The 13818-nt window shown below is 38.1% G+C and carries 10 protein-coding genes; 1 reads left to right on the top strand and 9 read right to left on the bottom strand.

The window, feature by feature from the left end:
- Positions 1-355: 355 nt before the first annotated feature.
- Positions 356-949: an ATP-dependent Clp endopeptidase proteolytic subunit ClpP gene (gene clpP, locus FFX44_RS03490; protein ID WP_289977919.1), complete on the top strand. Its 594-nt coding sequence runs from the start codon at positions 356-358 to the stop codon at positions 947-949.
- Between the two features lie 175 nt (positions 950-1124).
- Here clpP and whiA read toward each other — a convergent pair whose 3' ends face one another.
- The 9 genes from whiA to FFX44_RS03445 form a co-directional block, all read right to left on the bottom strand.
- Positions 1125-2075 carry a DNA-binding protein WhiA gene (whiA, locus tag FFX44_RS03485; RefSeq protein ID WP_289977917.1) on the bottom strand — a complete coding sequence of 317 codons (951 nt, stop codon included), beginning with the start codon at positions 2073-2075 and terminating at the stop codon, positions 1125-1127.
- A 22-nt stretch (positions 2076-2097) separates the two neighbouring features.
- Positions 2098-3117: a YvcK family protein gene (locus FFX44_RS03480; RefSeq protein WP_289977914.1), complete on the bottom strand. Its 1020-nt coding sequence runs from the start codon at positions 3115-3117 to the stop codon at positions 2098-2100.
- Entirely contained in the window at positions 3114-3998 is an 885-nt protein-coding gene (gene rapZ, locus FFX44_RS03475) for an RNase adapter RapZ (RefSeq protein WP_289977913.1), read from the bottom strand. The genes FFX44_RS03480 and rapZ overlap by 4 nt, the downstream gene beginning before the upstream one ends.
- Before the next feature lie 156 nt (positions 3999-4154).
- Entirely contained in the window at positions 4155-4625 is a 471-nt protein-coding gene (locus tag FFX44_RS03470) for an S-ribosylhomocysteine lyase (protein WP_289978638.1), read from the bottom strand.
- Positions 4626-4692: 67 nt separating this feature from the next.
- Positions 4693-7527 carry an excinuclease ABC subunit UvrA gene (gene uvrA, locus FFX44_RS03465; protein WP_289977911.1) on the bottom strand — a complete coding sequence of 945 codons (2835 nt, stop codon included), beginning with the start codon at positions 7525-7527 and terminating at the stop codon, positions 4693-4695.
- A gap of 16 nt (positions 7528-7543) precedes the next feature.
- Entirely contained in the window at positions 7544-9547 is a 2004-nt protein-coding gene (gene uvrB, locus FFX44_RS03460; RefSeq protein WP_289977909.1) for an excinuclease ABC subunit UvrB, read from the bottom strand.
- 106 nt (positions 9548-9653) lie between these two features.
- Positions 9654-11096 (bottom strand): nicotinate phosphoribosyltransferase, encoded by a 1443-nt coding sequence (locus FFX44_RS03455; protein ID WP_289977908.1) that lies wholly within the window; start codon positions 11094-11096, stop codon positions 9654-9656.
- 142 nt (positions 11097-11238) lie between these two features.
- The gene (locus FFX44_RS03450) at positions 11239-11754 is read right to left on the bottom strand and encodes a transcription repressor NadR (protein WP_289977907.1); all 516 of its coding nucleotides are present in this window, start codon (positions 11752-11754) and stop codon (positions 11239-11241) included.
- A 264-nt stretch (positions 11755-12018) separates the two neighbouring features.
- Positions 12019-13746 (bottom strand): phospho-sugar mutase, encoded by a 1728-nt coding sequence (locus FFX44_RS03445; RefSeq protein ID WP_289977906.1) that lies wholly within the window; start codon positions 13744-13746, stop codon positions 12019-12021.
- Between the last annotated feature and the right edge of the window lie 72 nt (positions 13747-13818).

Genomic DNA, 13818 nt, shown 5'->3' with positions numbered 1-13818 from the left:
CAAGGGAGTGCTTGCAAAACTTGAACATGCAAATCAAGTTTTGGAGGTGCTTTTTTGATTCGTAATTATGCTTACATCTTAAAGCTGAAACATGTTTATTCACAATAAATAGCTGAGCTGGTCAAAGTTTAACTTTTGCTCCAGTCCCTCATTTTTTTAATAATCAGATGCCTGCCTTATAAAAGAAGCTTTAAAATTATTCAAAGCCTCTTTTATAACTGCTGCCTAGATCACAATTATTTCAAGTCCTGCCTTTTTATTTGACCTTTTTTGACCATTAAGTTAAACTAGCAATACAAACGTTTGAGTGCTACACTTAAAACGTTAAATTATAGTTTGAGGGGGTCGTCGTTCAATGAATTTAGTACCTACTGTTATTGAACAATCAGCACAAGGCGAACGTGCGTATGATATTTACTCAAGACTTCTAAAAGATCGCATTATCATGCTTTCTGGAGAAGTCAATGATGACATGGCTAATGCTATCATTGCACAATTGCTGTTCTTAGATGCACAGGATTCAGAAAAGGACATTTACATTTATATCAACTCACCAGGTGGCAGCGTGTCTGCTGGATTGGCAATCTATGATACGATGAACTTTGTTAAAGCAGATGTTCAAACAATCGTAATGGGGATGGCTGCTTCTATGGCAAGTGTCCTTTCAACTGCTGGTACAAAGGGCAAACGTTTTGCATTGCCTAATTCAGAAATTATGATTCATCAACCATCAGGTGGCGCACAAGGTCAAGCAACTGAAATTAATATTGCCGCAGAACACATCTTAAAAACTCGTAAACTTGTCAATAAGATTTTGGCAGATGGTTCTGGTCAAGATATTAAAAAAATTAATCGCGATACTGAACGTGATAACTTTATGACTGCTCAACAAGCCGTTGATTATGGTTTGATTGATGGCATCATGGAAAACAAAAAGAATCTAAAATAAGATAATAAACTGAGAATGTGGAATACGTCGAGAAATGTGACTTATAAAACACGTTTATTCGTAAAAAAATAGAAAGACAGGCTCAAAAAGTTAATTTTTGACTCTGTCTTTCTATTTTTTACCTTAATATCATACCAATTCACTTATTTCAGTGGTCAAATTTTACCGACTTATGTCATACGCCCTTTAATATTTCATTACCATTTCTTAATTGTTCAGCCAATTCATTTATTTTCCGTAATCGATGATTGACTCCTGATTTAGAAATTGGTCCATTTTCTACCAAATCCCCCAGCTCTTTTAAACTAACTTCTGGATGTGCCAATCTTGCACGCGCAATATCTTGAATCTTGGGCGGTAACTTGTTAATTCCATAATTTGCATCAATAAATCCAATATTCTCAATTTGATGCTTTGCCGCATCAGCCACTTTATTCATATTAGCATTCTCGCAATTAACAATTCGGTTGACTGAATTGCGCATGTCGCGCACAATTCTAATGTCCTCAAACTTGAGCATTGCGCTTGTAGCCCCAACTAAGGACAAGAAATCTGCAATTTTTTCTGCCTCTTTTAAGTAAGTAATATATCCACTACGTCTTTCAGTCTTGCGTGCGTTCAACCTATAGCGGTTCATTAAGTCACAAATTACATCATTTTGTTCCTCATATAGTGAATAAATTTCTAAATGATAACGACTTGTTTCTGGATTGTTTACCGAACCCGCTGCCAAAAAAGCTCCTCTTAAGTATGATCTGACTTTTGCATCATCTTCTAAAAAATTAAGAGGGACTCCCGTCTTCAACTGAAAACCATCAAGTATATCAAGATCTCTTAATACTTGTTCACTACCTGTTTTTAGACGAACAATGTACAAATTATTTTTCTTGAGCTTCATCTTTCTTCTCACTAATAATTCGCTTTCAACCTCATAAAACTTTTTCAGCAGCTGGTATATTCGCCGAGCAATTGCAGGATTTTCTGTTTGAACATTTAATACAAAATGATGGTTTACAAGGCTCAAAGATCCGTTCATTCGAATTAATGCCATCAATTCAGCCTTTGCATTTCCAAAATGAACCTCAAGTGTTGTCAATTCTTTTTTCACATCACTGGCGTAAGACATGCAGCCACCCCCTCTAAATTTTCTAGTTCAATTTACTATCCATCCAAGACAACGGGCGACTCGTTAAACCAAGTAATTCATCAACAACCTGTCTACCATTATGAAATACCCCATGATTTCTGAGTTCTAAAAAATTATTGGAAACTACCCTACATCCTAAATTGCGCAGACCATTAAAATCATGCTTGACTTGGTACAAGTACTCATCATATTTTTGCTGATCCATGTAATCATCCGGCACAGGTTCAGTATTGACAAAAACCGTGTCAATAAAATTCATTCCTAAATGCTGGTGTAAGACACGCACATGATCCGCATCTGTAAAGTGCTCTGTCTCACCCTTTTGTGTCATAATATTGCAAATATAAATTACTTCTGCATTCGTTTTGCACACAGCCTCACCAACATTTGAAATCATCAAATTAGGCAAAATACTGGTAAATAGGCTACCCGGTCCTAAGACAATTTGATCTGCTTCCATTATGGCATTGATTACTTCTGGAACTGCTTCAGGGATTGCATTATTTGATCTCGAAACCCAAACCTTATCAATTGTTTTTCCTGCAGCCGAGATCTCCGATTCTCCAACGATTACTGAACCGTCTGTAAATCTTGCATTGAGAACTAATGGATAGTTGGATGCAGGATAGACATGACCTTCTACTTTCATCAACTTTGTAAGTTCCTGAACTGCACTAAAGATCCCACTGTTGTTCATTTCTGATAGTGCAGCAATTATCAAATTACCAATTGCATGTCCTGAGAAAAATTGATCCTTAGAATCGAATCTATACTGAAAAATATTCTTATAGATTTCAGGTAAATCAGATAACGCTACTAGCACATTGCGTATGTCACCTGGAGGAACTACATTGATATAATCCCTAATAATACCAGACGAGCCGCCATCATCAGCTACGGTTACGACTGCCGTAATATCTGCATTTTTTCTTCTTAAAGCTTTCAAAATTACTGGGAGGCCAGTTCCACCACCAATAACAACAATATTCGGACGCCGTTTTCTTAATAAGTGTTTCGTCATGAGCGATTGACTGTCTCCTTCCGCCGTGCAATATCGCGATGTGAAATTCTTACGGGATAATTTTCTTTCAGTGCCTCTCCGATTCTTTTTGATAAGGCTACTGAACGATGTTGTCCTCCAGTACATCCAATTGCAATTGTTAAACTTGTCTTTCCTTCATCCTTGTACCCAGGAATGATTGTCTGTAGTAATGTAATAAATTGCGTATAAAATGCTTCAGTTTTATCAGAATTCATTACATAATCGTAGACATCTTTGTCTAAACCTGTCTTCTTCTTTAAAGCATCAATGTAATATGGATTTGGCAAGAATCTTACGTCCATAACAACATCAGCATCTATAGGCACACCATATTTGAAACCAAATGACATGACCTCAATATGAAATGCCGTCTCTGAACTAGTTTCAAAATTATGGAAAATCTCTTCACGCAATTGTCTAGGTGTAAGCTTGCTAGTATCCACTACAATTTGAGCTTTCATCCGCATATCTCGTAAAAGATCCCGTTCAAGATTGATTCCATCCATTAATCTGCCTTCCATCGCAAGTGGATGAGATCGTCTTGTTTCCTTATATCGAGCAACCAACTCTTCATCAGATGCATCCAAAAAAAGAATTTTTGTATCTATAAAACTATCATTATCTAGATTTCTTAACAATTCAATTATCTCGTCATAAAACGCTCGTGATCTTAAATCAATTACAAGTGCAACCTTGTTAATTTTGCCTGATTCACGAACTAACTCCCAGAATTTAGGCAATAAAGATGGTGGCATATTATCAACGCAAAAATAGCCTAAATCCTCAAAGCTTTGCACCGCTACAGTCTTTCCAGCGCCGCTCATTCCAGTTACTACAACAAGTTTTAATGGCTCTTTCATTTATCCAAACCCCCATTAATTAACCTTTCGCCATTATAACATACCGGGCATGTCATAGCGACTTTTTATCAGTTTCGCCAAATGTTACCCTAAAAAAACAGACAATAACAAATTCAATAATCTGCTACCGTCTGCCCGAAATATTATATTCCTAATCTAAACCACTTTACGCTCAAAGGCATCAGATGAAATTCCTTCAGCAAGAATCTTCTTGCACCATTCTTTGGCGGAGAAAAGTGAATGATCGCGATAATTACCACAACTAGTAATGTCAGTTCCTTGAACATCGTCCCAAGTAGAATCAACAATCTGTGCTAGTGAACCCTTTAATGCTCTTGCAACATCTGCTGTGTCTTGTTCGCCCCAGACAATAAGATGAAAACCTGTACGGCATCCAAATGGTGAACAATCAATCACACCATCCATCCGATCGCGTAGATATCCCGCTAACATATGTTCAATCGTGTGCAGTCCTGCAGTTGGAATTGCATTTTCATTTGGTTGTACCAATCGCAAATCATAATTTGAAACCTTGTCACCCTTTTTACCTTCTTCAACTGTAATTAATCGCACATAAGGTGCTTTGACAGCTGTGTGATCCAGTGTAAAGCTTTCAACTTCTGCCATCATTAAACAACTCCAATCTAATTGTAATTAACCTTAACTCTAGCATTTTACTAATAAAAATCAATACCTATTGATCCTTATATCTATTCAATACCATTTTAAGATATTTACCTGTGTAACTTGCCGGATTCTCTGCAAGGTGTTCTGGTGTTCCGGTACCAATGACTGTACCACCGCCCGCACCACCTTCTGGTCCGAGATCTATTAAATAATCTGCTGTTTTTATGACATCTAAATTATGCTCAATTACCAAAACAGTATTTCCTGAATCAACTAGACGCACTAAAACACGTAACAAGTTCTTAATATCATCGGTATGTAGCCCTGTAGTTGGTTCATCCAAAATATAGAAAGTCTTGCCATCTGACTTGCGGTGCAGCTCCGAAGCAAGCTTCATTCTTTGTGCTTCACCTCCAGATAAGGTTGTCGCTGGCTGTCCTAATTGGACATATCCTAGACCCACATCGACAATTGTCTGCAATTTTCTTTTAATTTTGGGAATCGCACTAAAAAATTCAAGTGCCTCCTCAACCGTCATGTTCAATATTTGTGCAATGTTTTTCCCCTTATATTCAATCGCAAGCGTTTCAGAATTATAGCGTGCTCCGTGACACACTTCGCATGGTACGTACACGTCAGGTAAGAAATTCATCTCAATTTTGATGATGCCATCACCCTTGCAAGCTTCACACCGACCGCCTTTGACATTAAAACTAAAACGTCCTTTACTATAGCCGTGAACTTTTGCAGCATTTGTCTGCGCAAAGAGATCACGTACATTATCAAAAACACTCGTATAAGTAGCAGGATTACTGCGAGGAGTTCTCCCTATTGGGCTTTGATCAATATTAATAACTTTCTCAAGTGCTTCAGTTCCAACAATTGCCTTGTACTTACCTGGCTTTTCAGAATTATTATTTAATTTCTGCGCTAAAGCTCGTTTTAAAATCATATTAACTAATGTCGACTTACCAGAACCAGAGACACCTGTAACTGCAATAAAAGTACCCAATGGAAAATCAACGTCAATATTTTTCAAATTATTTTCACTAGCACCTTCAATAGTAATTCTTTGTCCATTACCCGTACGCCTTTCTTTGGGCACTGGAATATGCTTCTTACCTGACAAATATTGACCAGTCAATGATTTAGCAGTCCGCGCAACTTGTTTTGGTGTCCCTGCTGCCATTACTTCTCCACCATTACTGCCCGCACCCGGTCCGATATCAATCAAGTAATCAGCAGCTCTCATTGTATCTTCATCATGTTCTACAACTATCAAGGTATTACCCAAGTCTCTCATTTTCTTCAACGAATCTATCAAGCGATCATTATCTCTTTGATGCAATCCGATTGAAGGTTCATCAAGAATATATAAAACACCTGATAAATTCGAACCAATCTGTGTTGCCAATCTGATTCGCTGCGCCTCACCTCCAGAGAGAGTTCGCGCTGAACGACTAAGTGTCAGGTATGCGAGGCCAACATTAATCAAGAATGTCAAGCGATCTCTAATTTCTTTTAAAATCGGCTGTGCAATTGCAGTATCTTGAGCATTAAATTTCAAATTTTTGAAAAAATCTAACGCAGCTTCGATATTATCTTCGGATACCTGCCCAATATGTTTCCCGTCAATCTGCACCGCAAGTGCTTTACGATTTAAACGATATCCTTGACAAGTCTGACATGTCAGACTTGTCATGTATTTACGCATTACATCCCTAGTAAAATCACTGTTTGTTTCGTGATAACGCCTTTCAATATTTGGAATGACGCCTTCGAACTTAGCATCAACATCCCTAACTCCTCCGAAATCATTTTCATAGTGGAAATGGAATGTTTTCTCGCCTGCACCATATAATACAATTTCCTGATCTTTTTTAGGCAATTTATCAAATGGTACGTTCATCTCAATATTAAATTCCTGACACATTTGTTCTAGCATCATTGGATAATATTGTGAACTTATCGGATTCCAGGGCTCAACTGCACCTTCCTTGAGCGTCTTTGAACTATCTGGAATTATTAAATCAAGATCTACCTCAAGCTTCATTCCCAAGCCATCACATTCTGGGCAGGCGCCAAAGGGAGCATTAAAGGAGAATAGTCTAGGCTCTAATTCACCAATCGTGAAGCCACAATACGGGCATGCAAAGTTTTCAGAAAACTGTAATAGTTTATCATCGCCAGTATCAGCGCTGGCATACCCATCTGATAGACGCAACGCCGCTTCAAAAGAATCAAATAGACGTGACCTGATTCCTTCCTTAACAACCACACGATCTACAACTACTTCAATTGTATGCTTCTTGTTTTTATCTAGGTCCAGCTTATCCCCAATATCTAGAATTTCACCATCAACACGAACCCTTACGAATCCATCTCGCTTGACCTTCTCAAAAATTTTTTTGTGCTGTCCCTTTTTTTCACGAATAATTGGCGACAAAATCTGTACTTTCGTTCTTTCCGGTAGTGATAGTATTTTATCTACCATCTGTTCAGGAGATTGGCTTGTAATCTCATGACCATCATTTGGACAATATGGTGTCCCTACACGTGCCCATAAAAGACGAAGATAATCGTTAATTTCTGTGACAGTTCCTACTGTTGAACGCGGATTTTTTGAAGTTGTTTTCTGATCAATTGAAATGGCTGGCGATAAACCATCAATCGAGTCGACATCAGGTTTATCCATTTGTCCTAAAAATTGGCGGGCATATGCTGACAAGCTCTCAACATAGCGCCTTTGTCCCTCAGCATATAATGTATCAAACGCAAGCGAACTTTTTCCTGAACCAGATAATCCTGTGATAACAACCAGCTTGTCCTTAGGAATTGTCACATCAATATTCTTCAGATTGTGAGCTCTTGCACCATGAATAACAATCTTATTTTGTGCCAAAGTATCTTCCTCTTTTCTATTTTATGCGGGCCTTTAATTCAATAATGGTATCTCTCAATGTCGCAGCCTGTTCGAAATCAAGTTGTTTAGCTGCTGATCTCATTTGTTCTTCTAATTTAGCCAACATCTCTTTTTGGTCATCTTTCTCCATATCATAAAATTCAAGTTCCGTAAATGACTGCTTCTTTTTACCGCCTTCTGCAGGTTTTGTAATCGAAATCAAATCGCGAACCTTCTTCTTGATAGTTTTTGGAGTAATGTGGTGCTCTTCATTATAATTTTCTTGAATTGCACGTCTTCTTTTTGTTTCATCGATTGCGCCTTGCATTGAATCCGTAATTTTGTCAGCATACATGATCACACGACCATTCTCATTTCGTGCAGCACGACCAATTGTCTGAACCAATGAGCGCTCACTTCTTAAGAATCCTTCTTTATCAGCATCAAGTATTACAACTAGTGAAACTTCGGGAACATCAATCCCTTCTCTTAACAAGTTGATCCCAACTAAAACATCAAAGCGCCCCAACCTTAGATCTCTGATGATTTTTGTCCGTTCTAAAGTTTTTATGTCCGAATGTAGATATTTTCCCTTAATCTGTAATTCCTTAAGGTAATCCGATAGGTCTTCCGCCATTTTTTTAGTCAGTGTGGTTACAAAAACTCGCTCTTTGCGTTCAATTCGTTTGTTAATTTCACCGACCAAGTCATCCATCTGCCCCATAATTGGTCTGACTTCAATTATCGGATCTAATAGCCCAGTTGGTCTGATAATTTGTTGTACTATTTTATTTGTCTGCTCTTGCTCATAAGGCCCTGGTGTAGCCGACATATAGACAATCTGATTTACATGCTGCTCAAATTCATGCAATGTTAATGGTCGATTGTCAATTGCACTTGGTAATCTAAATCCATAATCAACTAACATTTGCTTGCGTGCACGATCGCCATTATACATTCCCCGCACCTGTGGCATTGTCACATGAGACTCATCTACCACTAATAAAAAATCTTTTGGGAAGAAATCTAGCAATGTATAGGGTGGTTCCCCAGATTTTCTTCCATCCATATGTCGTGAATAATTCTCAATTCCGGAACAATACCCCATCTCACGCAACATCTCAATATCATACGTTGTTCTTTGCTCCAGACGCTGTGCCTCTAATAACTTGTGCTGATCTTTTAATTCAGCCAGACGGACTTGCAGCTCTTCTTGGATTCCATCGATGGCCTTCTCCATAATATCTTCGTTTGTCATAAAGTGAGTGGCAGGAAAAATTGAAACATGTTCTCTTTCTGCCACAATTTCACCTGTAAGTACATCAACTTCACGAATACGATCAATCTCATCTCCAAAAAATTCAATACGCAATGCTCGCTCGTCGCGTGAAGCCGGGAAAATTTCAACAATATCACCATGTACACGAAATCTTCCACGTTGAAAATCAATGTCATTTCGTTCAAATTGTATATCGATTAATTGCCGTAGTAATGCGTCTCGTTCCAATTCTTGTCCCACGCGTAAGGATAGCGTATGTTTTTGATATTCGTTTGGATCACCTAATCCAAAAATAGAAGAGACAGAGGCAACAACAATCACATCATTTCGTTCCAACAATGAACTAGTTGCAGAATGTCGCAACTTATCAATTTCATCGTTAATACTTGAGTCTTTTTCAATATAAGTGTCACTCGAAGGTACATATGCTTCAGGTTGATAATAATCATAATAGCTGACAAAGTACTCAACTGCATTATTCGGAAAAAATTCTTTAAATTCACTGTATAATTGTCCAGCTAGTGTCTTATTGTGAGCCAAAACAAGGGTAGGTTTATTAACGTTTTTTATTACGTTTGATATTGTAAATGTTTTGCCTGTTCCCGTTGCCCCCAAAAGGATCTGGGCCTTCTCTCCTTCTAGAATTCCTGAAGAGAGCTCCTCAATCGCTTTTGGCTGATCACCTGTGGGTTTATATGCAGAAACTAGTTCAAATTGACGATTGTCTTGTCGTTCAATCATTCATCCTACCCCCTAATTAATAAATGAAAAAGGCGTGGATAATGGTTTTTATTACCCATTATCACGCCTACTCATTTTACCATATCGAACATACTTTCGTACACCTTTAAGAATTCAATTCTGAATATTTTTCTATCATCTCAGTTCTCATTGTTTTCAGTGCCTTCGTCCAAAAAACATCATATAAGTCTGGATTCTTTAAACGCAAGCATGCCTTCGGTAAAGATTTAGTCATTTTTTTTGAAAGATTTTTAACTTCATTTGTAGCTGGTTCGCAATAAACCAAACTACCCTTATCGAAAATCTGAATCATCAATGGTTCTAACTTAAAATTATTAATTTTTTTCTTCTGCTGCGTCTTGTTTGGGTCAGAGCTGTACACACTACCTTCGTTTAAATTCAGCTCACCAAACAACCCTAATAAATCTCCTACAGCTTTGCCATTATTATTGTATAATCGATAAAGTTTCTTAAATCCGGGGATTGTTGTCTTCTCAATCGTGTTACTCAATTTAATTTTCGGTGTTATCTCACCATCAACCTGTGTCGCAACAAGTTTATACACACCACTTAATACTGGATCAGACGACGCTGTTATTAGCTTTTCACCAACTCCGAAGCTATCAATCGTAGCCCCTTCCTCTAAGACATTCTGAATAACATCTTCATCCAGAGCATTTGAAACAGTGATTGTTGCATTCTCAAAACCTGCTGCATCCAACATCTTTCTGGCTGTTTTTGTCAAAAAAGTAATGTCACCGGAATCAATTCGAATTCCAATATGATCAGTAATTCCCTTAGCCTTTAATTTTTTAAAAATCTCAATCGCATGCGGTACCCCGGAATTCAACACATCGTAGGTGTCAACCAACAACAGACAGTTATTCGGATAAATCCGGTACCAAGCTTCAAAAGCCGCTCGTTCAGATTTAAAAGACTGAATCCAGCTATGTGCCATAGTACCGAGTGGCGTTAACCCAAAAAGCTTTGCGCTCAATACATTTGCCGTACCAATACAGCCACCAATCACGGCTGCACGGGCACCAAACATTGCCGCATCAGCTCCTTGTGCGCGGCGTGACCCGAATTCCATTACGGGCCTTCCCTTAGCAACCATACATATCCGCCTAGCCTTGGTGGCAATTAATGATTCATGATTAATAATATTCAATAACATCGTTTCCAATAATTGTGTTTGAATAAGCGGTCCTCTAACTGTTATTAATGGTTCATTAGGAAAAACAGGTGTCCCTTCTCTAACCGACCATACATCACACTCAAATTCAAATGTTCGTAAATATTCCAAAAATTCTGGCGAAAAAGTTTCAAGTGTTTCTAGATACTCTATATCTGAATCTGTAAACTCTAACTCTCTTAAATATTTGATAACCTGTGCAAGCCCTGCATAAATAACAAGTCCGCCCTCATCTGGTACTTTTCTGAAATATAAATCAAAATAACCTACTTTGCTTGGCTCCTCTTTAAAGAAACCATTGGCCATTGTTAATTCATATAAATCCATCAACAAGGTCAAATTTCGCTGTTCCATCACTTTTCTCCCAACTTGACAAGGCAAAGTCAGATCAAAAATTGCATTGAATCTAAACTCCCTTGTCAGCTACATCTATTTACTCCTAAAAAATCAATATCTAGAAAATAACTCTTTTTACGTTAGATGTCAAGACAGCTGGTTAGTCTAGATAAAGCAAACCTAAATTGGACAATCTCTTTTTAATTTCAAAAAAATCCGCTTCACTATTACATGCTATATTGTGTAAATGAATACCTTGCGTCAGGCTGGAAAGTAGCTGATGATTGCCATTCTCAGCTCGGCTCATAAAATCATTGATATCGTGTAATGTTGAAATCCCGAGTGTTCCTACTATTTGACCATATAGACTGTGGTCCACAATAACATCTTCGATCTCTCCACCCATACTAACCACCGTTTCGAGTTCCAAACGAGTCTCTTCAATCGAATGCTGACAAGCCAGTAAGCCATGATAACGAGCTTCTTTTTTCTGGTATTTATATCCACTGACAGTTGCAATAATGGGCTCACCTTTTGCTCTCAGCAAAGCAATATCCCCCACAATTGTTTGCCGCGACACACCATACTTCTTGGCCAAAGTTGTCGCACTAATTAAATCAGAATTTAACACGTCATCTCTTACACTAGCACGTCTTTGTACGTTACTCTTTTTCAATCTTATCACCTGCTTTTTGTCTGGAAAAACAAACGAGACTGAGTCAAAAGTTAAATTTTGATCTAGCCTCGTTTTTGATTCGGGATAAAAGTGCTCCATAATTGAAAATTCTTCGGCCAACTCCAAATTACTAGCAAAAGATGCACAATGCTCATAATTTTTCTTTAGCGCTCAAATTTTATGTGGCAACCAAAAAAAGCCGACTTTTGGGAATCACTACACTACCAACTTATGTTACACTCTTTGTTGCTTAAAGCTTGATAACTACTTTGCAATAAAGCTTTTAATATCATCCTCAAAAGCCTGACGCTTCCGTAGCGATTCTTCTTGTGTACTACCTTGTGTTCCAATATAGAATTTAATCTTTGGCTCTGTTCCTGATGGTCTCACAGCAATCCATGATCCATCCTCTAACAAGTATTTTAAGACATTTGACTTGGGCAGTTCAATACTTGACACATCACCTGCAGCTGTCGTCTTTCTCGAGTTGGCAAAGTCTTCCATGGTAGCAACTCCAACCCCAGCAAAATCAGCAGGTGCAGTCTCCCTAAATTTAGTCATCAAATCTTTAATCTGCTGTGCACCTTCAACACCGTCAAATGTTAATGAAACAGTTTTCTCTGCAAAATAACCAAATTTAGCAAACAATTCCTGCAAACCATCATAGAGGTTCTTCCCCTCACTCTTATAATAAGCAGCAACCTCGGCCAACATCACGAGTGACTGGATAGCATCCTTATCCCTCACAAATGGACGAATCAAATAACCGTAACTTTCTTCAAATCCGAACATAAAGCTATGATTATTAGTCTCTTCAAAAAGCTTAATCTGCTCAGCAATAAACTTGAATCCCGTTAAAACATCAATCATTTCAACGTTATAGCTCTCGGTAATTGCAGTCGCAAACTCACTTGAAACAATCGATTTAACCACAGCTGCATTTGCAGGCAATGTCCCTGCATTTTTCCGTGCCGTTAAAATATAATCAAGCATGATTGCTGCTATTTGATTACCTGTCAGCAATTGATATTCTCCTGATGGTTGACGGACTGCTGCTCCTAATCTATCTGCATCAGGATCAACAGCAATCAAAAGGTCTGCATCTTCTTCCTTGCCATGCTTAATGGCTAAGTCAAAAGCAGCTGCGTCTTCAGGGTTAGGTTTCTTGACTGTTGAAAAATCTGGATCTGGTGTTGCCTGTTCAGAAACCATTGTAAAGTTTGAGAAACCTGCACCTTGTAGTGCTTTTTCACCCAATATTGCCCCAGTTCCATGTAATGGTGAGAAAATTAATTTGAGTGTTCTTCCTTCTTTTTTAACTAATTCAGGATTAATCGTAACTTTCTTTACTTCTGCTAAGTATGCGTTATCGACCGCGATACCAATAATCTTCATTAAACCGTTTTCAAGAATTTCAGCTTTATCAGCAACCTTAATGGCAAACAGATCTTGTGCCTGTCTCACGAATTCAGTAATCATGTCAGATTCTTTTGGTGGCATTTGTCCACCATCTTCACCATAAATCTTATATCCATTGTATTCCTTAGGATTGTGACTAGCAGTGATCATTATTCCTGCATAGGTCTTTAAATGCCGCACTGTAAAAGACAACTCTGGAGTTGGACGTAGACTTTCAAAAACAAAGCTGGCAATTCCATGTGCTCCTAAAACACGCGCAGCTTCATGTGCAAAATCCTCCGAATGATGACGAGAATCAAAACTTATTGCAACTCCACGTTTCTTTGTTGCTTCATCAAGTGTATCCATCAATAAAGCGAGCCCTTCGGTGGCCTGACGAACAGTATAGATATTCATCCTATTTATCCCTGCTCCAATTATCCCACGCATGCCCGCAGTTCCAAACTCAAGAGGTGCATAAAATGCATCCTCAAGCACTTCTGCATTATCCTTATTTTGCTTTAACTCTTTTGCTAATTCCTTGTCTAACTCAGGATAGTTAATCCATGTTTGATAAGTTTCTTTCCAACTCACAAAATCACTCCCATTGTTTTTCTAGAATCAGTATACTATATTACCAGCACCTTTTTCCAAAAAACGGACAAA

The sequence above is a fragment of the Lactobacillus sp. UCMA15818 genome (assembly GCF_030400225.1).
In the GTDB taxonomy this organism is placed as follows: Bacteria; Bacillota; Bacilli; order Lactobacillales; family Lactobacillaceae; genus Liquorilactobacillus.
This window is presented reverse-complemented; position numbering and strand designations above follow the sequence as displayed.

Bases quoted from the DNA above. Each gene is read 5' to 3' on its own strand.
- clpP (WP_289977919.1), top strand. From the start codon at position 356: ATGAATTTAGTACCTACTGTTATTGAACAATCAGCACAAGGCGAACGT.
- whiA (WP_289977917.1), bottom strand. From the start codon at position 2,075: ATGTCTTACGCCAGTGATGTGAAAAAAGAATTGACAACACTTGAGGTT.
- FFX44_RS03480 (WP_289977914.1), bottom strand. From the start codon at position 3,117: ATGACGAAACACTTATTAAGAAAACGGCGTCCGAATATTGTTGTTATT.
- rapZ (WP_289977913.1), bottom strand. From the start codon at position 3,998: ATGAAAGAGCCATTAAAACTTGTTGTAGTAACTGGAATGAGCGGCGCT.
- FFX44_RS03470 (WP_289978638.1), bottom strand. From the start codon at position 4,625: ATGGCAGAAGTTGAAAGCTTTACACTGGATCACACAGCTGTCAAAGCA.
- uvrB (WP_289977909.1), bottom strand. From the start codon at position 9,547: ATGATTGAACGACAAGACAATCGTCAATTTGAACTAGTTTCTGCATAT.
- FFX44_RS03455 (WP_289977908.1), bottom strand. From the start codon at position 11,096: ATGGAACAGCGAAATTTGACCTTGTTGATGGATTTATATGAATTAACA.